At 54.5% G+C, this 25,055-nt stretch carries 18 protein-coding genes; 9 read left to right on the top strand and 9 right to left on the bottom strand.

The window, feature by feature from the left end:
- The first annotated feature begins 226 nt into the window (after window positions 1-226).
- On the top strand, window positions 227-565 hold the full coding sequence (locus tag Q8W22_RS00505) for a YkvA family protein (protein ID WP_305451331.1): 339 nt from the start codon (window positions 227-229) through the stop codon (window positions 563-565).
- 357 nt (window positions 566-922) lie between these two features.
- Window positions 923-1,093 (top strand): hypothetical protein, encoded by a 171-nt coding sequence (locus Q8W22_RS00500; RefSeq protein ID WP_305451330.1) that lies wholly within the window; start codon window positions 923-925, stop codon window positions 1,091-1,093.
- 33 nt (window positions 1,094-1,126) lie between these two features.
- Here Q8W22_RS00500 and Q8W22_RS00495 read toward each other — a convergent pair whose 3' ends face one another.
- Together Q8W22_RS00495 and Q8W22_RS00490 are read right to left on the bottom strand one after the other, a co-directional pair.
- Window positions 1,127-1,633: an NlpC/P60 family protein gene (locus Q8W22_RS00495; RefSeq protein ID WP_303434031.1), complete on the bottom strand. Its 507-nt coding sequence runs from the start codon at window positions 1,631-1,633 to the stop codon at window positions 1,127-1,129.
- 402 nt (window positions 1,634-2,035) lie between these two features.
- A complete protein-coding gene (locus tag Q8W22_RS00490; RefSeq protein ID WP_303434030.1) occupies window positions 2,036-2,830 on the bottom strand; it encodes a hypothetical protein in 795 nt (264 codons plus the stop codon).
- Between the two features lie 587 nt (window positions 2,831-3,417).
- On the opposite strand from Q8W22_RS00490, the gene fadB reads away from it, so the two are divergent.
- Window positions 3,418-5,592, top strand: a complete 2,175-nt coding sequence (gene fadB, locus Q8W22_RS00485; protein WP_303434029.1) for a fatty acid oxidation complex subunit alpha FadB — start codon at window positions 3,418-3,420, stop codon at window positions 5,590-5,592.
- A gap of 20 nt (window positions 5,593-5,612) precedes the next feature.
- Window positions 5,613-6,797 carry an acetyl-CoA C-acyltransferase FadA gene (gene fadA / locus Q8W22_RS00480; RefSeq protein WP_303434028.1) on the top strand — a complete coding sequence of 395 codons (1,185 nt, stop codon included), beginning with the start codon at window positions 5,613-5,615 and terminating at the stop codon, window positions 6,795-6,797.
- Between the two features lie 192 nt (window positions 6,798-6,989).
- Here the strand turns inward: fadA and Q8W22_RS00475 are convergent, their stop codons facing one another.
- Complete coding sequence (locus Q8W22_RS00475; protein ID WP_305451329.1) at window positions 6,990-7,727, bottom strand: carbonic anhydrase; 738 nt, start codon at window positions 7,725-7,727, stop codon at window positions 6,990-6,992.
- A gap of 665 nt (window positions 7,728-8,392) precedes the next feature.
- On the opposite strand from Q8W22_RS00475, the gene Q8W22_RS00470 reads away from it, so the two are divergent.
- Window positions 8,393-9,250: a DMT family transporter gene (locus Q8W22_RS00470; RefSeq protein WP_303434026.1), complete on the top strand. Its 858-nt coding sequence runs from the start codon at window positions 8,393-8,395 to the stop codon at window positions 9,248-9,250.
- Between the two features lie 34 nt (window positions 9,251-9,284).
- Here the strand turns inward: Q8W22_RS00470 and Q8W22_RS00465 are convergent, their stop codons facing one another.
- Entirely contained in the window at window positions 9,285-9,965 is a 681-nt protein-coding gene (locus tag Q8W22_RS00465; protein ID WP_303434025.1) for a S24 family peptidase, read from the bottom strand.
- Window positions 9,966-10,631: 666 nt separating this feature from the next.
- Between Q8W22_RS00465 and Q8W22_RS00460 the strand changes: the two genes are divergently transcribed.
- The 4 genes from Q8W22_RS00460 to ligA all read left to right on the top strand — a co-directional run bounded on the left by Q8W22_RS00460 (window position 10,632) and on the right by ligA (window position 18,392).
- A complete protein-coding gene (locus Q8W22_RS00460) occupies window positions 10,632-11,306 on the top strand; it encodes a GntR family transcriptional regulator (protein ID WP_303434024.1) in 675 nt (224 codons plus the stop codon).
- 91 nt (window positions 11,307-11,397) lie between these two features.
- Window positions 11,398-14,910, top strand: a complete 3,513-nt coding sequence (gene smc, locus Q8W22_RS00455; RefSeq protein WP_305451328.1) for a chromosome segregation protein SMC — start codon at window positions 11,398-11,400, stop codon at window positions 14,908-14,910.
- A 122-nt stretch (window positions 14,911-15,032) separates the two neighbouring features.
- A complete protein-coding gene (locus Q8W22_RS00450; RefSeq protein ID WP_305451327.1) occupies window positions 15,033-16,247 on the top strand; it encodes a cell division protein ZipA C-terminal FtsZ-binding domain-containing protein in 1,215 nt (404 codons plus the stop codon).
- Between the two features lie 72 nt (window positions 16,248-16,319).
- The gene (gene ligA, locus Q8W22_RS00445) at window positions 16,320-18,392 is read left to right on the top strand and encodes an NAD-dependent DNA ligase LigA (RefSeq protein ID WP_303434021.1); all 2,073 of its coding nucleotides are present in this window, start codon (window positions 16,320-16,322) and stop codon (window positions 18,390-18,392) included.
- Window positions 18,393-18,503: 111 nt separating this feature from the next.
- Here ligA and Q8W22_RS00440 read toward each other — a convergent pair whose 3' ends face one another.
- The 5 genes from Q8W22_RS00440 to Q8W22_RS00420 are packed head-to-tail and all read right to left on the bottom strand — an operon-like array spanning window position 18,504 to window position 25,051.
- Window positions 18,504-20,357, bottom strand: coding sequence for a BatD family protein (locus Q8W22_RS00440; RefSeq protein WP_305451326.1), 1,854 nt, complete (start codon window positions 20,355-20,357; stop codon window positions 18,504-18,506).
- Entirely contained in the window at window positions 20,351-22,348 is a 1,998-nt protein-coding gene (locus tag Q8W22_RS00435) for a VWA domain-containing protein (protein WP_305451325.1), read from the bottom strand. The genes Q8W22_RS00440 and Q8W22_RS00435 overlap by 7 nt, the downstream gene beginning before the upstream one ends.
- Window positions 22,349-22,371: 23 nt before the next feature.
- Window positions 22,372-23,430 carry a VWA domain-containing protein gene (locus Q8W22_RS00430; RefSeq protein WP_305451324.1) on the bottom strand — a complete coding sequence of 353 codons (1,059 nt, stop codon included), beginning with the start codon at window positions 23,428-23,430 and terminating at the stop codon, window positions 22,372-22,374.
- Window positions 23,427-24,071, bottom strand: a complete 645-nt coding sequence (locus tag Q8W22_RS00425; RefSeq protein ID WP_305451323.1) for a DUF4381 domain-containing protein — start codon at window positions 24,069-24,071, stop codon at window positions 23,427-23,429. The genes Q8W22_RS00430 and Q8W22_RS00425 overlap by 4 nt, the downstream gene beginning before the upstream one ends.
- Before the next feature lie 2 nt (window positions 24,072-24,073).
- On the bottom strand, window positions 24,074-25,051 hold the full coding sequence (locus tag Q8W22_RS00420) for a DUF58 domain-containing protein (protein ID WP_303434016.1): 978 nt from the start codon (window positions 25,049-25,051) through the stop codon (window positions 24,074-24,076).
- Window positions 25,052-25,055 lie beyond the last annotated feature (4 nt).

Below are 25,055 nucleotides of genomic sequence, written 5' to 3'. Positions count from 1 at the left end.
GCCGGCTTCTGACAAGCGGCTGAGTCGCAGTATACGGCTACGGCTGCTGTGCACTGGTATCACAGGACTTTCCTGTCTGATGGCTCAGTGACGCATGGTAGAGCAGGGAACAGGACATTTCAAAAAAATGCTTTTTAAAAATATAAGCGACGGCTTTTGTCGCGTGGGTTTGTTTTTATTGTTTTTCAGGAAGAATATATCAATGACTAAATCACGGAGTATGGCCATGCCTGATAATCATCGCCCAGAAAGCTATAGCGATAGCGGTTTTTGGGAAAAACTAACAAAGTATGCCAAATCAGCTGGAAGTGAGGTGGTAGAAAAAGCCTTGACGTTGTACTACGTTGCGGCAGATAGCAATACACCAGCCAGTGCCAAAGCCATTATTTATGGAGCGTTGGGTTACTTTATTTTTCCTGTTGATATTATCTCGGATTTTATCCCGGTTGTAGGGTACACGGACGATACGGTGGCGCTGGCTGCTGCTGTTAAAGCTATGGTTGATTATACTGAACAGGATCATATTGATGCTGCAAAAGAAAAAATCAAGGAATGGTTTGGTTGATGTTTTTATATGGTCAAAATTATTTAATGGCTAAGGAATAATATAAAAATAATATGGTTTGTATGTGTGTTGTGCATGGATATATACGGGAGATTATACAATGCCATGGCCAATTTATTGCGTTATTCGCCGCTGTCAGCAATGTGGCCATGAAAGTCGGGAGTACGGCGCATCGGATTGTATTGCTACCGGACTTCCCTGTAATCAATGTCGATCGACTGATCTGGATATCATCATAGAGTCGCAGCCTGAATCGACTCTTGGCAAGTTGATAGCCACTTTACAGGGCCGAACAGTTCGTTGGTGATTCGTTGGTGGGGAGAATAATGGCTATATCTGTCAGAAGGAGGAGACCGTGTGGACTTTGATCAAGTGTGTTGTTGTCGGGCCGGTGTATTTGATTCTGGGCTTGCTGCTGTTGCTTGTGGCATTCAGGTTCTTGATTGTGGCGATACCTTTTTTGCTGGTAATCGGGTTAGTGATTTGGCTGCTGCGGCGCTGATGCCCGGCGACCACAAGCAAGCCTGAACCTGATCCGGGAGGCAACAAAATCAGTGTGTGTTAATCCGCCAGCCGACGTGACTGCCAGTAATGATTTTCCCAGTAGCTGTTTTCAAAACTGGAAATAATCACGCCACTCTTGGTAGAAACATGGAGAAACTGGTCGTTGTCCAGATACATGCCGACGTGGCGGTTCTTGTTCTCGGTTTTGAAAAACACCAGATCACCGGGGCGTAATTCGTTGCGGCTGACTGCTGAGCCAATCTGCGACTGTTGCAACGTTGTGCGAGGGACCGGCAGGCCAAATTCATCACGATAAGTAAGATAAACGAGCCCGGAGCAATCAATGCCCTGGCGACTTAAACCTCCCCAGGCATAAGGCGTACCGCGCCATTGTTGATATTGCTGATACAGCCGCGCGCGGGTGGCCTCGTCATCGTTTAGCTGTGCCCCTGAAGCGCTGTAGGAACTGTTACTGTCGCCAGGGGACGGTAAGGCGCTCATCTGACTGCAACCGCTGGCAATCAAAGACATCATGACAATAGCGAGATATATAGCATGCGACATGGTATTTCCTGTGAATGACACTGGATGAAATGGCTGGTACTGGTCTGATCATTGATCGAGGGGCCATGGCAAAACAACAGAACCCCAATGCAGCGGTATCGCCAGCCAAGCAGTATAGCCAGATAATATACCCGATATCGGTATTGATCTCCGGTTTCACGCGGTGCAATGACCTGGATTCCGGCGTTTGCGTTTTGTGGGAAGAAGGGAGCAGGGCAGGCAGAAAGCATCTGTTTCGTGCGGACGAGAGCAAGCACGAGGTCAGGCAATTAATCAGGGGGGAAGGTAAGTAACCCGGCCACTGGTATCGGGCGAGCTCTGCTCTTGTTCCGGATGCCAGGACCACGCCCGGAGGCGAGGCCTGTCTATTCTACCGGGTAAGCAGGATGCGTGCGGGTCGGATCAACTCCCTATTTTGCCTTCCAGCTCTTCCAGGTGGCGAATGATACGGTCGTTATAGCTGATGACCAGAAAAGGCACGTCCATCTCGTGTTGACGGGTAATGGAATTACGCAGAAAGCGCCACTTGCTATTGATGTTATCCATCAGGATATCGGTAGATCGCTGCGACGTCATGACCTTGAGATCAGCAAGACGGAATTCAAAATCCGAGGTCATTTTTTGCATGGTGTTCTTGTACTCACTGAGATACACCTCAGAGTTCTCCATAGCTGCGGAGGCGGCATATTGAGTTGTCATTTCCTGCAGCAGCATGGCCATGTCACGTACTTTCTCAATGGCAGGATTGGTGTCACTTTCGCCAGCCAATTGCTGATAGGCCGTTGAAATACGTGTCACCAGGGTGTTGTTGAGACGACCCAGTTCATCAACCATCTGCACACTGGGAAAACCTTGATTCTCAACCAGGTTGCGGTTGCTGTTCAGCGAGCGGGTGAAGTGATGCCATTTGTCTTCAATATCGTTCAAATGACGGATCAGCTCTTGCTGGCCATCAGCCCCTTCCCGGGCCTGGGCCAGAGAAGTATTAAATGAATCCATATCGGTATTCATTCGACGGCTGTATTTGCTGTCGCCATCAAGACCGGTATACATAAAAAAGTCTGTCATCACTCCGATAGAAGCAAGCCGCATGTGCTGAAGCTGGACCATCAGCGCATTGTCATCTGCGTGGGAGGAAATGGATGTCAAAGTGAGTGCCAGGGCGAATCCCAGCGATTGGAAGAATCTAGTCATCATGACCTCAGTCTTTTTATGATTATTGTTAGGGTCTTCATCTGTCTGCTTGCTGAACACCCTCGCTTTTATTCAACCACACGAACAGGCCGCGGGTGAACGCAATAAAAGCCGGTCAAGCAATACTACGATATTTGCTCGCGAATGTCGCGGCGTCATACATTAGTAGTAGGTTGTTTTGATACGAAAAGACACTTTATCGTGGTGACGAGCGAACTTGGCGCGATTGGCGGCATGCCCGGAGGCGGCCATGTCTGCTCTTTGCCCAATGCTTGCTGACGGCCTGTTTATCCTTGTATTGATGGCATAAACCGATGTTTGCTGAAGCAGGTGACAGCCTGTTTTGTGCCGGTGGCCAGCGTTTTCCAGAGTGGTTTTTTGATGATGCGACCAGGAGTGGTCCAATCTGGCTGTTGACTTTGCTGTGAGATTCAACGAAGGTTGTTTCATTATTCAAACGGTCGTATTAATCGAGTGTTTGAAAATAGCTTCGTGTCCATAATAGATAACCATATGATGCGAAGGCACAAACCATGGATCGGGCTGTCAACCAACAGTCCTTACGCTAACCACCACTTGGAGATCAGTTGATGATTTACGAAGGTAAAGCCATCACGGTCAGCATGATCGAAGGTGACATCGCCGAACTCAGGTTCGACCTGCAGGGCGAGTCCGTCAACAAATTCAACCGCGCCGCACTGGAAGAGTTACAGGCTGCCACTGTCGCGATTGCTGCCAATGATACGGTCCGGGGCGTGCTGTTAACGTCCGGTAAAGACTCATTTATCGTGGGTGCTGATATCACCGAGTTCGGCGGCTACTTTGCTGGACCAGAAGCATCCATCATCGAATGGATCGGCTACGCCAACAGTGTTTTCTCTGCCCTTGAAGACTTGCCAGTACCCACCTTGTCAGTGATCAACGGTATTGCGCTGGGTGGTGGTATGGAACTGGTATTGTCGACCGATATCCGGGTGATGGCCGACACCGCCAAAGTGGGGTTGCCTGAAGTCAAACTGGGTATCATGCCGGGCTTTGGCGGCACTGTGCGTTTGCCACGTCTGATCGGTGCTGACAATGCGATCGAGTGGATCTGCATGGGCAACGAACAGAAAGCCGACAAGGCGCTGGCCGATGGTGCTGTTGATGCGGTATTCAGCGCCGATGCACTGCGTCCACAAGCTATTCTGATGCTGGAAGCGGCGATTGCCGGAGACATCAACTGGCAACAGCGTCGGGCCGAAAAAACAAGCAAGATGATGCTGGACACCATGGAAGCCATGATGGTGTTCGAGACCGCCAAGGGTTTTGTGATGGGGCAGACCAAAGGCCACTATCCAGCGCCGGTAACGGCCATCAAAACCATGCAGAAACATTGCTCCATGAGCCGCGACAAAGCGCTGCTCGTTGAAGCCAAAAACTTTGCGACCCTGGCCAAAACCACCGAAAGCCAGGCCTTGATCGGCTTGTTCCTCAATGATCAGCTGCTGAAAAAGAAAGCCAAGGAATACGACAAGATCGCCAGGCCGACGGCCATGGCAGCAGTACTGGGCGCCGGTATCATGGGCGGTGGTATTGCTTACCAGAGTGCCTATAAAGGTACGCCAATCCTGATGAAAGACATCAGTGAAGACGGCATTGAGCTGGGTCTGAATGAAGCCAACAAGCTGCTGTCCCGTCGGGTGGATAAAGGCAAGATGACCGCGCTGAAAATGGGCGAGTCATTAAACCGTATTCGTCCAACGCTCAGTTATGGTGACTTCGGTACGGTCAATACCGTGGTGGAAGCGGTCGTGGAAAACCCGAACGTCAAAAAAGCAGTCCTGGCTGAGCTGGAAGACCAGGTATCTGCAGACACGATTGTGACCTCCAACACCTCGACCATTTCGATTGATTTGCTGGCAGCCGATCTCAAGCGGCCGGAAAATTTCCTCGGTATGCACTTCTTTAACCCGGTACATATGATGCCGCTGGTGGAAGTTATTCGTGGTTCAAAAACGTCCAACGAAGCAGTAGCAACCGTCGTGGCTTACGCCAAGAAAATGGGCAAGACCCCGATTGTGGTCAACGATTGCCCGGGCTTCCTGGTGAACCGGGTCTTGTTCCCGTATTTCGCCGGTTTTGCAGGTTTGGTACGAGACGGTGCCGACTTCCAGAAAATCGACAAGGTGATGGAAAAGTTCGGCTTCCCAATGGGGCCTGCCTACCTGCTCGATGTTGTTGGTATTGATACCGGTGTGCACGCCAACGAAGTCATGGCGGCAGGCTTCCCGGATCGTATGAAAGCCGATTACACAACCTCGATGGAAGTCATGTTTGAAAACCATCGTTATGGTCAGAAAAACGGTGCAGGTTTTTATAAATACGAAACCGACAAGAAAGGCAAACCGAAAAAAGTTGTTGATCAAACCACCTACGAACTGATTCAGCCTGTAGTGGCAGCCGCGACCGACTTTGAAGCCGACGACATCATCGCCCGCTGTATGATTCCGATGTGTATCGAAATTGCCCGCTGTCTGGAAGAAGGCATTGTAGATACCGCCGCAGAAGCGGATATGGGTCTGGTCTTTGGTATCGGTTTCCCACCATTCCGTGGCGGCGCTTGCCGTTATATGGATACCGTGGGCCTGGCCAGCTTTGTTGAGCAGTGTGACCGTTTTGCGCATCTGGGCAAACTGTATGAGCCGACGGACCGTATGCGAGAAATGGCCGCCAACGGTGAGTCCTACTTCCCGGCAGCCGTTACCACAGACAGTGCGGAATAAGAGCGAACCTGGAGAAATTTATGACAACCCTGAATCCTAAAGACGTTGTAGTGATCGACGCGGTTCGTACGCCAATGGGCCGCTCCCGTGGTGGCGCTTTCCGTCATGTCCGTGCAGAAACCCTGTCCGCCACAATTATCGATGCACTGTTTGACCGCAACCCGGAAGTGCCACCCAAGCTGGTGGAAGACATTATCTGGGGCTGTGTGAACCAGACCAAAGAGCAGGGCTTTAACGTGGCGCGCCAGATTGGCCTGCTCACCAAAGTCCCGAAAGAAGCCGGTGCACAAACCGTTAACCGTTTGTGTGGATCGGCCATGAGCGCCATTCATACGGCGGCCCAGGCCATTATGACCGGCAACGGTGATGTATTTGTGGTGGGGGGGGTTGAGCATATGGGTCACGTCGAAATGACCCATGGTTTTGATCATAACCCGGCATCGTCCAAGCATTTTGCCAAGGCCTCCAACATGATGGGGCTGACCGCAGAAATGCTCGGCAAGATGCACGGCATCAGCCGTGACCAACAGGATGCCTTCGCAGTGCGCTCGCATCAGCGTGCGCATCAGGCAACGCTGGATGGCAAGTTCAAGAACGAAATCATCCCGATATATGGCCACGATGCGGATGGCAAACAGGTATTGATTAGCGAAGACGAAACCATTCGTCCGGAAACCACGTTACAGACCCTGGGTGCCTTGCGCCCGGCGTTTGATCCCAAAAGTGGGACGGTCACGGCCGGTACTTCTTCCCAGATCACCGATGGTGCGGCAGCAATGTTGCTGATGAGTGCGGAAAAAGCCGCCGAGCTGGGTCTCAAGCCCCGTGCTCGTATCGTGTCGATGGCGGTTGCCGGTGTGGATGCGGCGATTATGGGTTATGGCCCGGTGCCAGCAACCAAAAAAGCCTTGAAGCGTGCCGGTCTGGAAACCAGCGATATTGATTACTGGGAACTGAACGAAGCCTTTGCCGCACAATCCTTGCCTTGCATCAAGGACCTCAAGCTGACTGCGGTTGCAGATGATCACGTCAACATTCATGGTGGTGCGATTGCGTTGGGTCATCCGCTGGGATGTTCCGGTGCCCGTATCTCGACCACGCTGATCAACGTGCTGGAACAGCAAGGCGGTCGTTACGGCGTATCGACCATGTGTATCGGTTTGGGTCAGGGGATTGCCACTGTGTGGGAACGCCTCGAGGCATGATTTGACCGACAGTCATTCAATGCCATAGCAGACCGTCAGGGCTCGTCGGTTTGCTGTTGCATGGAATGAAAAAGCCCGCAGCGATGGTGATCGCTGCGGGCTTTTTTTGGCTCGTTTTTGCTTGCTTGTTCTGGCCTGTCTTGTGGTTCGGCTCGGGAGCAAGGCAAGCAGGCGCCTGCACTGGCCGTTGTTCTATTTGATAATCATGCGGGCATTCAGATGCTGTAGCGGGCGGTTGTTCTCGCCAATCAGGCGGGTAAATCTTGTCATCTGGTCAGCGGAGGCTTCGATCGGTGTTTTCAGTACAAACCAGCTGACTCCTTCTGTACAGGGCGGCGTGGTTAAGGAGCCGTTGTAGCGAATGTAATCCAGTGAAGAGGGCAGTAATTGGGTGATATCCAGCGAGCCCTTCAATGCCCTGCGCTGGCCAGGCTGCGGCAGGTCATCCCAGATTCTGGCCAGTTCGGCGTTTTTCTTGCCGGTCTTGAACATGATAGCCAACACGGCCAGCCGCCCTTCCGGTGTGGCATGAACCATATGCATTTCCATCGGGTAGGAGCGGCTTTCAATACGGTTTTCTGACGGCGTATGAAAATGTAATTGCATCAGGTTGAAACGGTGGTAACCCACATTCAAGGTATTTCCCGTAGCGTAATTGACTTGTACGGTGTGGCCGTTGTTAAGGATTTCCTTGCCGCCCGGGTGGTAATTCAAGACCAGCGGTAACTGATCGGCATCAATCATGGCGGTCAGATTGAGCGGTGACTGATTCCAGCCATGGTTACAGGCGGTGTTGTTGTCTGAAAGACTGGACCAGTGTTCCGGGCCGTTGGCACCTTCGTAACTCCAGCTGTGTGACGGGTCGGCACTGGCTATCAGGCTGTTTAGGGTAAGTGCTCCGATCAGAATCAGGGCAGACTGTTTAATCATGAAATATCTCTGAACTGGCTGAGGAATCAGATTCGGGCGGAACCGCTCGATCCGGCGAAAAACGCCCGGCTGCAGCGTTGTGAATGTGTCATGGCGTATTGATCATGGCAAAGCAAAGAGGCAACAAAATTGCTAACGCCGACCCGGTCAGTATGCCAGCCAAGGCAGGATCATTACTGTGCACCAGTACCTCGAGCATCCGGCGTGTGACGGCATGAAACGTTATGCCGGAGCGATCGCTGATGCGCAGCAAGCAGGTGTCGGGGTCAAACGTTGACGGGGCAGATTAGCAGATGCATTCCTTGGCAGGCAAACCCTTCGTGGGTAACTCTTTGTCAGGAAAACCCTGGTCGTGTTGCTTGCTGTATCAACGCATGCCGCGGATGGATAACGGACTCTTGCCCTGGCCTGTCAGCATCGGGTTTGGCGCAGGCAGACGCTGCGCTGGTGGAATAGATAATACTTTTTCTTAATCGATGGAATAGTCAATTATGACGGCAGCCTCAGGTGTCATACTTTAGTGTTATGCTCCACTACGACTCAATGATAAGTGTGGAGAAAGAGGCACGTAGCGATGATAAGTCGCTGCCGGGTATTTTTATCAATTGATCGATAAAGAAAAACGGCAGCAAATTGCCCGAATAATATTAACAACAAGTGAGCATATGATGGTGATTCAGACTGCGTTCGTTTTACTGGCTTTTGCCGCCAATTCTCTGCTCTGCCGCTGGGCGCTGCGGGAATATAATTTTGACCCTGAAAATTTCACCATGATTCGGCTGGTATCCGGTGCCGTGGTGTTGAGCCTGTTATTGTGGTTTCAAAATGCGCGGGCAGCAACTCATAACCGAGTAAGCATCAAGGCTCCCCGTTTCTGGTTTCTGGGGTTGGGACTATTTGTTTATGCTGCGGCGTTTTCCATGGCCTATGTCAGTCTGGATACCGGTGTTGGCGCTTTTGTGCTGTTCGCCACGGTACAAATCGGCCTGCAACTGGTCAATATCTGGCGCGGTGAACACCCGGGACGCTGGCAAGTGGCAGGCATGCTGGTTTCCATCAGCGGACTGGCACTGCTGTTACTGCCCGGGAGTGCCGTATATTCCTGGTGGGCGGTATTACTGATGGTGGTTTCTGCCGTGGGCTGGACCAGCTTTGTGGTGTTGGGACAAGGTTCATCGACACCGCTGGCGGATGTGCAGGCAGCGTTTGTCGCGGCGAGTATTCTGTCGATGCTGTTATTGCCTTTTGCTGCTGTCGCAGAACTGTTGGACTGGCGGCCGTTATTACTGGCGATTCTGTCAGGGGCTGTGGCGTCCGGAGTCGGCTATTTTGGCTGGTATCAGGTGTTGCCCTGGTTGGGGATTCATCGGGCAGCACAGGTGCAGCTGTTGGTGCCAGGGCTGGCAGTATTAATGGGGGCGCTGGTCTTGTCTGAGCATCTGACCCTGCTGATGTTGCTGGCAATGGCGATGATTGTGGCGGGTGTTCTGATTGCCATTCGGGCTCGGCAAGCCACTGCCTGAATCCGTTGGTTGTGTATAAGCCCTGTATCAGGGCTTATACATCTCTGCCAATCCAGACGACTCGGCCAATGATTCCCAATGGGTTGATATCGTCTGCTGCCAACAGGATATCGGTATAGTGGGTATTATCGGTCAGCAGCCAGATGCCCTGACCCGGTTTGCGCTGAATGCGCCGTATGACTTCGAAAGTATCTTCTCGCAACGCGTACAGATAACCATCTTCCAGTGAGGTATTTCCGGTGTCGATCAGCACCAGGCTACCGTTGGTAATGGTAGGTTCCATACTGTCGCCCCGGGCCGTTATTAATCTCAGGCTCTGGTCGTTCAAGCCCCGTTGTTTGGCCCAGTGGTTGGGAGGGGCAAATTCTGCGCAGGTCGTGTGCTTGTCGCACAAGGGGAGTGAGCCGGTATGGCACGGAGTGGGGGTGTCGATGCGCGCTGTTTTTTGATCAGGACAGGCTTGCATCAGGCCTTCGCCGGATATTGCCCATTCAATGGAAACGTTGGCGGCTTTTGCCATGGCGACCAGTGGTTCGACCGTGGTGGCACTGGCACCTTTGATGCAACGGTAAAGCTGTGACTCTGAAATACCAGCGGCATCGGCGAGTTTCTTTTTGCCACCGACCAGATCGGCCATGGTAGAAATTCGTTGTCCCAGCTGGGTCAGGAATTCCATCGATTTTTTGTTGTCGTTATCCGCTGATGCGCTATTCATGTTGTCACTGTTGGTTGAGTATGCAAAAACCACTGGTTGTGTCTCATCCGGAATATCGTTGTCACACACATATATGCATGCTTCTGTTGACTTGGTCGCATATGTGTCAATATGCTCCGGCCAGACCGACGAGAGGCTGCTGTCTATTGCGGGCAAACAGTGACGGCTCCATAGACAACATGGGCGTTTTATACTGTCCGGGTCTTTTCAGCAGGCAGTATAAAAGCACAAAGTTGATTGATCATTCGTAGAAATTGGTACTTTTGGCTGAGAAAGATGCTTTTTTCGGTAGTTATTGTTCCTGGCAAGAGACTAAGTGTTGTTTTTGGCCAAGTGGGCTCTTTTTGTAGATTCCCTGTCGTTTCCCTCTTGCGTCGATGATTATTGGATGGTCGCGTGATTACAGAGATGTTGGAGCAGGTTATGCTAAGCAGGACAGCCTGAGCCGTTTTGCTGTATGCCTATGCTACCATTTCCCGGATGGGGGAGTTCTGTAGCACAAATGACGGAGAAAACTCCCGTTTTCAGCAATCGTGCTGTGGAGTATCCGTAAAAAACATGATTACCGATAATATGTTGACCCGAGCATGATGACAGTCAACGTTGCATAGCCTGAGCCAGAGGATGGTCTCGAGTCATATATATCGCTTTACGAGGAATTGATTTATGGCGTTTGTTGTCGCCGAAAGTCTTGCAGAACAAATAGCCAATCACCTGGCCAATCGCATTATCCAGGGAGACCTGGTCAATAACGAGCGTATCCAGGAAGCTCGTATCGTAACCGAGCTGAAGGTCAGTCGTGGGTCGGTTCGCGAAGCACTGCTGATTCTGGAACGTCGGCATCTGGTCACTATCCAGCCGCGCCGGGGTGCTTATGTCACCGAACTGAATGCCGACCGTGTACGCAGCCTGTATCGGTTGTATGGCAACCTGCTTGAAATGCTGGCAGAGAAACTTTCCTGGAGCTGGAAAGAAGAAGACAAGCAAACACTGGAAGCGCTGGTCAACAAACTGAGTAACACCGCCGCCGAGCACGACCCTCACCAGTTTATCGATGCCAACTTCGAACTGATATCCAGCGCCGCGGTAGCGGCCGGCAATGAATACCTGAAAACCGCCCTCGACAACCTGCAGCCTCCCCTGCATCGGGCGCTGGCCCTGGCATTACGCAAAAACCTGGGCGAAATGAACGAAACCAGTCTGTTTGTTACCCGCCTGATCGGCTATACCCTGGGTGAACGCTGTGATGAAGTACAGGCGTTGGTCAATGAATATTGTAAGCGTCACTGCTTGCTGGTAGTGCAAGCCATCGAAGCCAATGCACAGAAAGAGTCAATCTGACGCTGTAGAAGTGGCGTGATTAGCCACTTCCAATTAATATTGCGTATTATTCGGGCTGTTGCCCTGTACAGTCCAACTCCACCGGATTCCTATGCGCCTGAAGGCCATCAAACTCTCTGGCTTCAAATCTTTTGTCGACTCCACCACGGTCAGCTTTGATACCAATATGACCGGTATCGTTGGCCCTAATGGGTGCGGCAAATCCAACACCATTGATGCGGTGCGCTGGGTGATGGGCGAAAGCTCAGCCAAATACCTGCGTGGCGACTCGATGACCGACGTTATCTTTAATGGTTCTTCCGAGCGCAAGCCGGTAGGCAAAGCCAGCGTTGACCTGATTTTTGACAACAGCGACCAGACGCTGCGGGGAGAATACGCGGCCTACACCGAAATTGGCGTCCGTCGCCAGGTTACCCGGGATGGCCAGTCTACCTACTTTCTGAATGGCAGCCGCTGTCGCCGTAAAGACATTACCGACCTGTTTCTGGGGACTGGCCTGGGGCCTCGTTCCTACGCCATTATCGAACAGGGCATGATCTCCCGCCTGATTGAAGCCAAACCGGAAGAACTGCGGATTTACGTTGAAGAAGCGGCGGGTATCTCCCGTTATAAAGACCGCCGCCGTGATACCGAAAACCGCATGCGCCGCACGCAGGAAAACCTCGAACGCCTGCAGGATATTCGCGACGAACTGACCCGCCAGCTGGGGCATCTGCAGCGCCAGGCGGAGGCCGCGGAAAAATACAAGGCACTCAAAGCCGAAGAGCGGCAGAAAAAAGCCCAGTTGCAGGCACTGAAATGGCAGCAACTGGATCAGGAGTACTGCCAGCGCGAGTTATTGATCAGTGAGCTGGATACACGTCTGGAAGCGTATCGATCCGAGCAGGTGCGCATCGACACCACAACCGAATCGTTACGGCTACAACAAACGGAACACAACGAACAGTTTCAGGAAGTGCAGGGCCAGTTTTATGAAGTCGGTGCCCTGATTGCCCGCCAGGAACAAAAAATAGAACACCAGTCGCAAATGTCGCAGGAACTGAGCCGTAATCTGGCCGAAGCCGAACGTGAGCTGGAAGCCTGCCAGATCGCCCTGGAAGCCGATCAGCAGCAACTGGATCAGCTGGAAGCCGAGCGTCTGCAACAGGCACCGGAACAGGAACTGTTGGACGAGTTACTACAGCAAGCCAAAGAGCAGCTCGAAGACGCCGAACATGAGCAAGCCCGTTGGCAGGATGACTGGCAACAGTTTACCCAACGGGCGGGTGAGCCAGCCCGTCAGGCCGACGTTGCCCAGACCCGGATTCAATCCCTGGAGCAGCAACTGACGCGCTTGCAGCAACAGCTACAAAAATTGCAAAGCGAGCAACAGCAACTACAAAACAGCCCGGAACAGGATGAAATCCAGCTGCTGCAAGAAGAAGTGAGCGAATACGAGCTGCAAGCAGAAGACCAGCAACAGCGTGCCGACAGCAGTAAAGAACAGGCTGAGCGAGTTCGGGGCGAGATCGAGCAACAACGACAGCAAATAGAAACCGGTCGCCAGCAACTCAACACCCTCAGCAATCGCAAGGCAACACTGGAAGCGCTGCAAAAAGCCGCACTGGGGCAAGGCAGCGATGCCATGGCCCGTTGGCTGGAAAGCCGTCAGCTGGCGCGCAAACCCCGACTGGCAGAACGGCTGCAGGTTGAACGAGGCTGGGAAGATGCAGTGGAAGCAGTCCTGGGGGACTACTTGCAAGCACTGGTGATCGATAATCTGGACGCCGCCAGTCAATGGCTGGACAGCTTGCAGGAAGGCAGCCTGGTGCTCTGGTCCGACTCCGCCGTTGATGCGAGCAATACCGCGCTGGCCCCGGACTCCCTGCTGCAACGGGTACAGTGTGCTTATCCGCTGGACGACCTGTTGGCCTCCGTACGCACCATAGACTCCCTTGACCAGGCCCTGGCGCAGCGTCACCAGCTGGCCGTCGGAGAAAGCTGGATCACTGCCGACGCAGTACGGGTTGGCCGCGACTGGATACGGGTACAACGCCAGGACGAAAGCCAGGGCAGTGTTCTGGGTCGCCAGCAAGAGCTGGAACTGTTGCTGGAGCAATGGGACCAGCTGGATATGGACGTGGAAGAGTGGGAAGCCGATTACGAAGCAGCGCGGATGCGCTTGCGTGGTCTGGAACAGCAACGGGACAATGCCCAACGGGAATGGCAGCAGGTCAACAGCCAGTTGATGACACTACAAACCCAGCTGTCAGCCCACCAGGCCCGGGCCGAACAGGCGGCACAACGAAGCCGGCGTATCGATGACGACCTGGCGGAAGCCCGTGAACAACAGGCATTTTTGCAAGAAGAACTGGAAGAAACCCGGCTGCAATGGCAAGAAGCCAATGCCGCGATTGAACAATATGGCGATGAGCGTGACCAACTGCTGCAGCAGCGAGACAGCAAACAGCAACAATTGGATGATGCACGGGCATTATTGCAACAACAACAGCAAGCCGCTCATCAGGCCGCATTGGGACAACGTGAACTGGATAGCCGTATTCAGTCGCTAAACACGGCACTACAGAGGTTACAGGCGCAGCTGGAACAGTGGCGTGGAAGAAAAAAGGCTATACTGTCAAGCCAAACGCAAGATCATAATATTGATCTGGAGCAGTTAAAATCAGAACTGCAGCAACTGTTAACCCGACGCCAACAGGCTGAACAGCAGGTACAGGCAGCCCGTAGCCAGCTGGAAAGCACAGAAACCGGATTGCGGCAGCTGGAGCAACAGCGTGGTCAGGCAGAACAACAGGCCTTGGAAGTGCGTAACCAGCTGGAAGCCGTACGACTGGAATGTCAGGGGCTGGATATTCGTCGCCAAGGGCTGATCGAACAGCTGCAGGAAGAAAAACTGACCCTGAAAGACGTGCTGGACAATATGCCAGAAGAAGCGGACCCCGAACGTTGGCAGCAAGACCTGTCTGACCTGGGTGAACGCATTCGGCGTCTTGGCAATATCAACCTGGCGGCCATCGATGAATATCGACTGCAGTCAGAACGTAAAGTGTATCTGGATACCCAGAGTAACGATCTGGAAACCGCGCTGGCAACATTGGAAAGCGCCATTCATAAAATTGACCGTGAGACCCGTACCCGATTCAAAGAGACCTTTGATAAAATCAACCACGGCCTGGCCGACCTGTTTCCCAAGGTATTTGGTGGTGGGCATGCCTGGTTGGACCTGACCGATGATGACTTGCTGAGCACAGGCGTAGCCATTATGGCGCGGCCTCCGGGCAAGAAAAACAGCACTATTCACTTGCTGTCGGGCGGTGAAAAAGCATTAACGGCAATCGCACTGGTATTTTCCATATTCCAGCTGAATCCGGCGCCGTTTTGTATGCTCGATGAAGTAGACGCACCATTGGATGATGCCAATGTCGGACGTTATGCCAAACTGGTAAAGGCAATGTCAGACAAGGTGCAATTTATATTTATTACCCACAACAAAATCGCAATGGAAATGGCATCCCGATTACTGGGTGTCACCATGCAGGAGCCTGGCGTGTCCAGGCTGGTTTCTGTTGATGTCGAAGCGGCGGCAGAAATGATCGAACAATAAGCGTTAAGCTGCCGGGCGTCAGAAAGGGCGCAATCAACAACAGAATACAGCGGGCAACCTACAACGGGTTTTATGAGACACCAAATCCAGTTGCCCGATAATACACAGACGAAGAGGGCGTTATGGAACTGACCTGGAAAACGGTCATGATTTTGCTGGGGTTACTGGCAGTCGTGACGATCGTAGTGGATGGCATACGGCGAATGAAGCGTGCCCGGGCGATGGCACTGAAGCTGGACATCAACAAGAATTTCAAATTTCCGCAAGATAATCACAACCCTGAGTTACCGGGTGGGCGTTTTCGGGTAGTGGAGGATTCTGAATCCGAGGGTGACCCGATAACGGCCAGCGACTCCGGCAGTACAGACAACCCGGGGGATATCGACGCTTTTGTTCCCGAGGCCTGGGCCAGTGACCGTGACGATCTGGCTGCTCCCTGTACCGATGTTCTGGAACCCGAGACCGGGAGTACAGAAGAACAGGGCTTGCAAGACAATATTGAAAGCTGGCTGAATGCCCGTAGCCAGGAAATAGACCAGTCAACCGAGGAGCAGCCACCGGCCGCCATCATCCCCAAAGCCCAGCCGGTGAATCTGGATGAATCGGTACCGCTGTTGATGACCGTCGAAGCGCTGGGTGAGCAGGAAGTGATTATCGAGCCAGAGGCCAGGACAGAAGAACAGTCGGCCATATCGACTGGGTACGAAACCAGCCATGAGGAAGCCGACACCACATTGGCAGACAGTCAGGCAGAGGACGACCAGCAGCCACATCTTGAAGATGAGATTGCCCTGCAAGAAGAACAGGGTGCGGATCAGGGCAGTGAGTTGATTATTTATGCTGGCGAGAATGCTGAACAGCTGTCCAGTCGCGCTGCAGCAGAAGTCGTACTGGTTGTGCACGCCCGTGCTCGGGATGAGGCAGGATTTTCCGGTCTGGCACTCTTACACCTGTTTGATGGCTGTGACCTGCGTTACGGCGAAGAAAAAATATTTCACCGCTTTGAAGAAGCCGACGGTCAGGGGGCGATCCAGTTTTCAATTGCCCAGACTTACGAACCCGGCATCTTTGATCCGGCCACCATGGCCGATGAAAATTTTGCCGGATTAACGTTCTTTTTAAGCCTGCCAGGTGCCAAGCGCCCGTTGGAAGCCTATCAGGCCATGTCTGAAATGGCGCGGCTGCTGGCCGATCACCTGAATGCCGAACTCAAGGATGGCACGCTCAGTACCTTTACCAAACAAACGGTAGAGCACGATCGCCAGCAAATTCTTGAATATGAACGTCGACAAGCACTGTTGGCCAAAAAACAGGCGGCAGCAGGCCGGCGGCGCTAGCGTCACCGGTGTGTACAACCCATTCCTTCAGGCGCGGCAAGCACCGCGCCTGCCAGTGTGAGCCAGAAAGTCATGCCCTCCGATACCTCCCAAGACGTCGTGTTAGCAAACGAAGCCAGCATCCGTATTCAACAGCTGCGTCAGCAAATCAACGACCACAACTATCGTTATTACACTCTGGATGAAGCGCTGATTCCCGATGCCGAATACGACCGCCTGATGCGTGAGTTACAGCAGCTGGAAGCACAGTTCCCGGAGCTGGTTACCACAGACTCACCCACCCAGCGTGTCGGTGCCGAACCGTTATCATCGTTTGACCAGATCCGGCACGAAATGCCAATGCTGTCGCTGGATAACGCCATGAACGAAACAGAGTTCGCCGCGTTTTACCAGCGCCTGCAGGATCGACTGAAAACCACCACCGATATTGAACTGGTGTGTGAACCAAAGCTGGATGGTCTGGCGGTCAGCTTGCTGTATGAAAATGGCCTGTTGGTACGGGCGGCGACCCGTGGCGATGGCCAGACCGGTGAAGACATTAGCCGTAATGTCCGCACGATCAAGAATGTGCCCTTGCGCCTTCAAGGCGAGAACTGGCCGCAGCGTATCGAAGTCCGTGGCGAAGTCTATATGCCCAAGGCCGGCTTTGAGGCCTACAACGCCAAGGCCAGAGCCAGCGGCAGCAAGGTGTTTGCCAATCCACGTAATGCTGCCGCCGGCTCGTTGCGTCAGCTCGACTCTGCCATTACAGCACAACGGCCACTGGAATTTTGTGCCTACAGCGTTGGGATCGTCTCGGACGAATTTGAGCTGGCGGCAACCCACCGGGGCGTGCTGGATCAGATTCAGGGGTGGGGTATCCGTATCAATCCGGAAACCCGTCTTGCCAGCGGTCTGGAACCGGCACTGCAATGCTATCGGCTGTTAGGTGAGAAACGCCATCAGCTGGACTATGAAATAGATGGTTCGGTATTCAAGGTAAACGATCTGGCTTTACAACAGCAGCTGGGCTTTGTGGCCCGGGCACCACGCTGGGCGATTGCCTTCAAGTTTCCGGCACTGGAGCAGATGACCCGTTTGATCGGGGTGGATTTTCAGGTTGGCCGCACTGGCGCTGTAACCCCTGTAGCTCGCCTGCAGCCAGTACAAGTCGCAGGAGTTATCGTCAGTAATGCCACGCTGCACAATATGGACGAAGTCGCCCGGCTGGAAGTACGGATTGGGGATACCGTTATTATTCGTCGGGCCGGTGACGTGATTCCACAGATTGTTTCCGTGGTGATGGCAGAACGGCCGCCGCAGACCGAAGCGATTGTCATGCCTGATCGCTGTCCGGTGTGTGACTCGCTGATTGAAAAGGTCGCAGGCGAAGCCGTAGCTCGTTGTACTGGCGGGCTGGTATGTGCCGCACAACGCAAAGAAGCCATCAAGCACTTTGCCTCACGCAAGGCACTGGATGTAGAAGGTCTGGGCGACAAACTGATAGAACAACTGGTGGCTGCCAACCTGATCGATTCTGTCGACGACCTGTTCCACCTGACACTGGAGCAGTTGTCGGGCCTGGAGCGAATGGGCGAGAAATCGGCCACCAATGTACTGGCGGCCCTCGACAAGGCCAGGCAGACCACTCTGGGACGGTTTTTGTATGCCCTGGGTATCCGGGAGGTCGGTGTGGTGACGGCGCAAAGTCTGGCCGATCATTTCGGCTTTTTACAGGCGATTATGGATGCCAGTGTTGAACAACTGCTGGAGGTGTCTGATGTTGGTACCGTGGTGGCCAGTCATGTGGTCAACTTTTTTGCCGAAGCCCACAACCGGACGGTGATCGAGCAATTACAACAGGCCGGGCTGGTCTGGCCAGAAGCCGAACCGGTGCAGCCGTCAGAGGCCGATGCATTGCCTTTGGCCGGGCAAACCGCGGTGATTACCGGCACCCTGTCGGCCTTGTCCCGTGAGCAAGCCAAGGCACATTTGCAAACACTGGGAGTCAAGGTAACGGGCAGTGTATCGGCCAAAACCGATTTTCTGGTGGCGGGAGACAAGGCGGGTTCCAAATTGACCAAGGCCAATAATCTTGGCGTCAGTGTCTGGGATGAAGCCCGCCTGCTGGCTGTGTTGGCTGAGCATGGGCTGGTGGTCGAATAAAAACCGCCGGGCTACAGCCATCGTTATCTAGCGTTGTCTATCGTTGTCTATCGTTGTCTATCGTTGGTTATTCCAGAACGTTATTTTTGGCTGTTATCTCAGGACGTTGTATCAGGATGGATACAGGCTGTCGTGCAATGAACCGGAACCAGCCTGTGTGCGACCTTGCTGTTGACGCCAGTGTGTCAGCTGGCGCAGTAGCTGTTTGCCATCCAGGTTCGAGCGGTCGTTTTCCGGTGCATACAAGCTGGCGTCCAGTTGCTGCAAGCTGCGAACCAGCTCAGGATCGCCAGCCCGGCTGGCCAGCTGATCGATACGGCTGATACCACTGCTCGCCATCTCTGTTGCCAGCCAGTTCAGTAGCGCGGCGCGTATTTCTCCCATGGTTCCCTGATTACACGCCCGTGTTAGCGTTGCCCAGCTGGCGGCCGGCGTTTTATCCCTGTTAACCGTTTGGTTGGCCTGTGTGGTTGGTTGTGGCAAGCGGAATTTCCACCAGTACAGCAACAACAGATGACTGCACAGCAGTAATAGCGCCACTACCCAGCCAATAATGCCGATGGTAGTCATACCCTGGGTAGTGGCAGCACCGGCCATTGTGGTGCCCGGGTTGGTATTGCTGAGAGCGGTGTTGTTAAGAGTCGTGTTGGTTGCACTGCTCTGGGATGGGGGCTGGTTGGCTGTCATTCCACTGGGTGCACTTGGACTGGTCTGGGCCGGGTTTGCTGATACCGTCACGGTACGCGCAGGCAGTGTGGCGTATTCCAGTTGATTGGTATGAGTGTTCCACCATGGCAAACGTATCTCCGGCAGGACGACGGTCCCTGCTGCTGTTGGCACCATGGCAATGGCTTGCTGGAACTGGCCACTGAGGCCGTGCTCCCCGGGGGTATCCTGATACTCTGACTGATCCGGGTACTGCTTCATGCCAGCCGGTTGGGGTAAATCGGGTAATACCACCTGGCTGGCCGACATGCCTTCGGTGCGGATAATCAACGTCCGGGTAATGGGCTCGCCAACCTGCCATTGGGTCGGGTCGGCACTGAACTGCTCCGTCAGGCTGAGCTGTTGGGCGGGTAGCCAGGGAGCAGCCGGATAGTTGGCAGGAATCGGCGAAATCTCCAGCTCCAGTGGCCGGGTCACGGCCGAAATCATGGTGCGCTGACGGTCCCAGGGGTCGTTGCCGTTTTGCACAATTCCCAGAGCCTGAAAACGTTGCCCGGGAATCACCAGGGTGCCCGCTTTTTCTGGATAAATCACATAACGCCGTTCGTAGACGCCGACCCGTTCACCATTAATCATGCTGGTGTAATGTTTCGGGTCTCCCAGCATCTCGACCCGAGCATCTTCTACCTGCAATTCACTGAGATTGGCATCGCGGTGATTAACGCGGTAATAAAGCTTTTCGGTGTAGAGGATTTGGCCCTGGACATAATATTCAGGTTGCTGATCCAGCTGGATATCGAAAAATGCCTGCTGGCTGGCCTGTTCGCGCACGCTGTCGGACAGCGGCTTGACCGTAATGGCCAGAGGTTGACTGCGTTCACCTTTAAACTCAATCGCCGGAATGGTCAGGGCACCGGTACGTTTGGGCATCAGGGTCAGGGTCCATTCGGTGCGAGAGCTGCTTTCGCCATTGACCGAGCGCATGCTGTTCATGCGGTTGGGCCCTTGCACAATCTCAAAGTCTTGCCGGATGGCGCTCAGGTCGGGGGAACCAAACAGTATTTGCGGATCGTGGGTCAGGGTCAGTTGCAGGGTTTCCTGTTCCGACAGCTGGCTGCGATCGACACTGGCGGTAAAGCTGTCGGCCAGCAGGCGCGGGCTGATCAGGAGCAGGGCTAGCAGTAGCCATAGCGAGTGCAGTGAACGAGCCGTGTCCCTTTGGTGGGCAGGGGTGGCTTTAGCTTGGGCTTGGGCGACAACGGGGCGGGCCATCAGCCGGAATTCTCGCTGATTTACCATAAAACATCCTCTGGCGGCTGATCTTTGGATTGCTGGGAATACTGATATAAAAACTTGCGTTGCAGCAGCTGGCCGGGCTGGTCGGGCACCCGGTTAAGCCATTGGCGCAGGCTGGCTTGTTCTTCTGGGCTCAAGTGCTCGAGGCTATCGCTGGGAATATCCCCAAGCGCGCGCTGTGGTGCCTGGTTGTTGGCTGGTGTGTCGTTGTTAGCCTGGTCTTTGTTGGTCTGGTCGTCGCTGGTCTGGTCATCGGCGTCTTCTGGTGATGATTCCTGAGACGGCTGTTGATCCTGACCGGGTTGCTGATCTGACTGGCCATCGTTATCGGCGTCAGACGGCGATTGCTCGCTGGGTTGTTCGCTGGATTGCTGTGGCTCGGAAGACGGCTCACCGGACTGATCGGCATTCTTTGAGGACGAGTCCGAGGACGGTTGATCCTGACCATTCTGGCCCTGCTGGTTTTGCTGGTCTTGCTGGTCTTGTTGTTGTCCCTGATTATCCTGATCTTGCTGCTGATCCTGACTTTCCTGATCTTGCTGGTCCTGCTGCTGTTTCAGTGCCTGTGCAACTATCTCCCGGTTCTTGCGGGCATCTTCCATGTCGGGCTGCTGTTGCAGGGCATTGTCGTAGGCCGCCAAGGCATCCTCGTAGCGGCCCTGTTGCGCCAGTGCGTTGCCCAGATTGTAGTGGCCGGTGGCACTGGGGTCGTTGGCAAAAGCGTCGACCGCTGCCTGATAGTCACCGGCTCGATAGGCGGCGGTACCTCGCCAGGCCGGGTCTTCAAACTTGCTGGCGGCGGCGGCCGGGTCGGTGTCCAGTAAGCGGGCACCCTGTTGGTCCGGTGTTGACCACCAGTCTTGCCAGCGACTGCCAGTGTTGGCGCTGCTGTCGGTGGTTGTTTCCGCATAGCCGGGTGGAGATGATAACAACCCGAGCGGCAAGAGTAAGACCAGGCACCAGCTGCTTAATACTCCTCGGCGAAATCCGGCCAGCGCCAGGGGCAATATGATCAGTAGCAACCAAAAGCCCTCATCCAGCCAGCGGTCGAAGGATGGCTGACTCTGACTGTGATTCAGACTGTTGTTCTGGTCCGGGTGTTTCGCTTCAGGGTTGGTATGGGAATCCGGGGTTGCCGCTGCTGGTGTAACGGCTTGCCAGTCGTCGTCAAGCAAGCTGATGGCGTGCCAGGGAATACCCAGCTGTTGCTGTAATGCATCCAGTGGTCGGGTATCCAGACCTGGCAATACAATACTGCCGTTGCTGTCTTGTAAAAAGCCGCCGGAGGGCAGGGGAATCGGTGCCCCTTGAGGGCTGCCAAGGCTGATCACCCCAAGGTGGAAATGCCTTTGATCCAGCACCTGCTGGATGCGGTCAACGTCTCTGGGCTGGATACCGTCGGTAATCAGCAGCAGGTCAGCCCGCTGGTAACCACTGTCTTGCACCAGTTGTTGTGCCAGCTCGATGGCGCGGTCCGGGCGGCTGCCCGGGCTGGGCATGATAAAAGGTGACAGCGCTGGAAGCAGGTTGGCAATGGTGCCGCTGTCGTTGGTGACCGGGGTGACGGTATGGGCGTCACCGGCGTAGGTGATCAGGGCGGTTTGTCCGTCCCGGCGGCTGTTGAGAATATCGGTGATTTTCTGCAACGCCCGTTCAGCCCGTGACGGCTTGATATCCTGGGCGGCCATGGAATACGACATATCCAGCAGAATCACCAGTATGTGTTGGTTCTTGTATACGGGCTGGGGCAGTTTCTCCCAGCTTGGCCCGGCCATGGCCAGAGTGGCCAGTAACCATCCCAGTGCCAGCCAGATCAGTCCGGGGCGGCGTCCCTGGGCCGGTTGCTGCTCCACCATATAGTCCAGCAGCTGTGGGTCCATCAGGGTTTGCCACTGGCCGGATTGCAGTTGGCGGCGATGGTTTTGCCACAGTAACAGGGCTGCTGGTAGCAGCAACCAAAGCCATTCAGGGCGCAGAAAATGAAAACTGGTCATCAGGTTAGAATCCATCACAACGGCTATTTACCTCGTGAACCGGCATGGCGCAGCCGCTGCTGCAGCGCGATAAAATCAACGCTGCGTGCCAGCGCCAGTAACAGCGATAACACCAGCGCCAGCCCTAGCGGCTGGTCGTACAGGCTGCGTTGTGGCCGGAATATTTCCGGGTCTTTTTCGGTTGGTTCCAGTTGGTCGATCAGCCCGTAAATCTGGTTCAGCTCGTCGATATTACGGGCACGAAAGAAGGTCCCGCCGGTTTGTCGGGCGATCTCGGTCAGAGTGGGCTCATCCAGATCGCGGGACGGGTTGACCCGACGATTACCAAACAGGCCGGGTACCACCATGGAGTCGGCCCCCAGGGCAATGGTGTAGATCCGTACCTGGTTGTCAGCGGCCAGGGCAGCGGCACGTAATGGTTCGATTTCGCCGGCGGTATTGGCCCCATCGGTCAGCAACACCATTACCCGGCTGTCGGCGGGATGACTGAGCAGGCGTTTGATGCCAAGACCAATGGCATCACCAATCGCGGTTTGCTCACCGGCGAGGCCAATCTGGGCTTCCAACAGATACTGGCGTACGGTCTGGCGGTCAAAGGTCAGTGGCGTCTGGATGTAGGCGTTGGAACCAAACAGAATCAGACCCAGCCGGTCGCCCTGACGCTGATCGATAAACTGCTCCACGACGTTTTTAACGGCGCTCAGGCGATCAACCTGCTGACCATTAATCACCATGTCTTCACGTTGCATGCTGCCGGAAATATCGACGGCCAATAACAGGTCTCGACCGCTGGTGGGCAGGGCAACAGCATCACCCAGTTGATAAGGTCGCGCCAGGGCCGTTACCAGCAAACACCAGATCAGACTGATACTCGCCAGAACCAGCCAGGCACTGGTGTGGCGCTGTTGATCGTTGCTGTGTTGGCCAGTCCAGTCATCCAGCTGGCTGACGCGCAGGGCAGCCTGTTCCGGCTTGATGGCCGGGAGCAGGAAGCGGATCAGTAATGGCAGCGGCAACAGTACAAAGGCCCAGGGCCAGTACCATTCCAGTGAAGCCAGGGCATCAAGTGAAAACCAGTTCATCCGCGTGACTCCTGTTGCCGGGGGATGGGACGAGTGGCGGTAGTAGTGGTCGTGGCGGTCGTTTCCTGAATCGTTTGCGGGGCTGTTTCTGAGGCTACTTCTGGGGCTGTAGCGTTGGCCAGCCAGTGAGTCAGGTGCTGGTATAGGGTGTCCAGTTGTTCGTCACGAATATCAGTGAGCGGTGCGTAATGCCCGTGCTGTAGCAAACGGCTGTCGCTGCTGTCGAAAAGAGATTCCGCCTGGCGACCTTGTAAAAAAGTGAGCCAGGCCACGCCATGTAACGTCATTGCCTCTGGGGCGTAATGCCGACACCAGAGTTTCAGTGTGGTTTGCAGGTCGGCAATATAACGCCCGGCCTGTTGATGCTGGCACCAGTCGGCTCTGGCCTGTTGCAGCCGGACCTGCAAAGCTTGCTGGATGGCCCGCTGTTTTTGCCGCTGCCGGTACGGTCGCCATAATTGCTGGTAGCCGACGTAGCAAGCCACCGCGACGGCGACCAGTACAACCAGTCCCAGCAGCCACCATCCCGGTGCGGGCCAGCTTGACACTGGGTCGGGCAAGTGAATATCGGCCAGTGGCAGTGAGGGCGCCGGACTGGCCAGTGGATTGGTTGCGGCTGGTGGGGTAGGGCTGGTTGCCATGGTTAACCTCCTGTGACCCTGGTTAAACCCAATCCGGCCAGCAGGCTCGGTAACGGCTCGTCGGCGGTTGACAGGGTCAACAAGGGCATCTGCAGCCGCAGCATATGTTGCTGCAATTGCTGTTGCTGCTGCTCAAAGCGTTGCTGGTGGCTGTGCTGCTGGCGTTGTGAGGAGCTGTTAATCAGGTCACGGCGCTGGCCATTGGTCAGCGTCAGCCAGCCGCTGGCTGGCAAGCGGGCTTCAAGTGGATCATAAATCTGGATCGCCGTCAGGTCGCAATGGCGACTGAGGGTGAACAGCTGTGCTTCGGCATCGGCATTCATGCCGTGCCAGTCACTGATAAAGTAGATACTGCTGCCGGGCTTGGCGATACGGCGTAAATGCAGGCACATATCGGTGATTCGTTGCTGGGGTGACGCCGGGGCTGAAGCTGGAACATGACTGCCCGGTGGCCGGGTATCGTACAGGGTCGCCAGACTGTTGATAATGTGCAGTTGCTGACGCCGACCTGGCTTGGGCCGCAGATCGAGTTCGTCGTTATCATTAAACAGCAGGGCACCAAGGCGACTGCCTTCTGCGATGGCAGCCCAGCCCAGCAGGGCCGTCAGATCGGCAGCTAACAACTGTTTCAGCGTGCGGCGACTGCCAAAATTCATGCTGGCACGCAAGTCGGTGACCAGCAGGACCGGCCGTTCTTTTTCTTCCTGATAGACCTTGATATGTGGGCTACCCGTCCGGGCCGTGACGCGCCAGTCCATCGCCCGAATATCATCACCGGGCAGATACTGGCGGTTTTCGGCGTAGTCGAGGCCACGTCCTTTAACCCGTGATACATGGTTGCCTGCCCGACTGCTGAGTATCCGTTGCTGTTTTTTTAACGGGATATGGCGAGCCAGCTGGCTGAGACGAATCAGCTGGGCAGGGTTGAGCTGACTGCCGTGATGAAACAGGCTCAGGGTCGGGTCGTTGGAATAGCGCATGAGA

It is taken from the genome of Oceanobacter sp. 1_MG-2023, from assembly GCF_030689025.1.
GTDB lineage: Bacteria > Pseudomonadota > Gammaproteobacteria > Pseudomonadales > Oceanobacteraceae > Oceanobacter.
Note: the sequence above shows the minus strand (reverse complement) of the source record. Positions and strands in the feature narration are given on the sequence as shown.

What these genes read in the sequence shown, in the direction of transcription:
- Q8W22_RS00505 (WP_305451331.1), top strand. Translation starts at nt 227, where the DNA reads ATGCCTGATAATCATCGCCCAGAAAGCTATAGCGATAGCGGTTTTTGG.
- Q8W22_RS00495 (WP_303434031.1), bottom strand. Translation starts at nt 1,633, where the DNA reads ATGTCGCATGCTATATATCTCGCTATTGTCATGATGTCTTTGATTGCC.
- Q8W22_RS00490 (WP_303434030.1), bottom strand. Translation starts at nt 2,830, where the DNA reads ATGATGACTAGATTCTTCCAATCGCTGGGATTCGCCCTGGCACTCACT.
- fadB (WP_303434029.1), top strand. Translation starts at nt 3,418, where the DNA reads ATGATTTACGAAGGTAAAGCCATCACGGTCAGCATGATCGAAGGTGAC.
- fadA (WP_303434028.1), top strand. Translation starts at nt 5,613, where the DNA reads ATGACAACCCTGAATCCTAAAGACGTTGTAGTGATCGACGCGGTTCGT.
- Q8W22_RS00475 (WP_305451329.1), bottom strand. Translation starts at nt 7,727, where the DNA reads ATGATTAAACAGTCTGCCCTGATTCTGATCGGAGCACTTACCCTAAAC.
- Q8W22_RS00470 (WP_303434026.1), top strand. Translation starts at nt 8,393, where the DNA reads ATGATGGTGATTCAGACTGCGTTCGTTTTACTGGCTTTTGCCGCCAAT.
- Q8W22_RS00465 (WP_303434025.1), bottom strand. Translation starts at nt 9,965, where the DNA reads ATGAATAGCGCATCAGCGGATAACGACAACAAAAAATCGATGGAATTC.
- Q8W22_RS00460 (WP_303434024.1), top strand. Translation starts at nt 10,632, where the DNA reads ATGGCGTTTGTTGTCGCCGAAAGTCTTGCAGAACAAATAGCCAATCAC.
- smc (WP_305451328.1), top strand. Translation starts at nt 11,398, where the DNA reads ATGCGCCTGAAGGCCATCAAACTCTCTGGCTTCAAATCTTTTGTCGAC.
- Q8W22_RS00450 (WP_305451327.1), top strand. Translation starts at nt 15,033, where the DNA reads ATGGAACTGACCTGGAAAACGGTCATGATTTTGCTGGGGTTACTGGCA.
- ligA (WP_303434021.1), top strand. Translation starts at nt 16,320, where the DNA reads ATGCCCTCCGATACCTCCCAAGACGTCGTGTTAGCAAACGAAGCCAGC.
- Q8W22_RS00440 (WP_305451326.1), bottom strand. Translation starts at nt 20,357, where the DNA reads ATGGTAAATCAGCGAGAATTCCGGCTGATGGCCCGCCCCGTTGTCGCC.
- Q8W22_RS00435 (WP_305451325.1), bottom strand. Translation starts at nt 22,348, where the DNA reads ATGACCAGTTTTCATTTTCTGCGCCCTGAATGGCTTTGGTTGCTGCTA.
- Q8W22_RS00430 (WP_305451324.1), bottom strand. Translation starts at nt 23,430, where the DNA reads ATGAACTGGTTTTCACTTGATGCCCTGGCTTCACTGGAATGGTACTGG.
- Q8W22_RS00425 (WP_305451323.1), bottom strand. Translation starts at nt 24,071, where the DNA reads ATGGCAACCAGCCCTACCCCACCAGCCGCAACCAATCCACTGGCCAGT.
- Q8W22_RS00420 (WP_303434016.1), bottom strand. Translation starts at nt 25,051, where the DNA reads ATGCGCTATTCCAACGACCCGACCCTGAGCCTGTTTCATCACGGCAGT.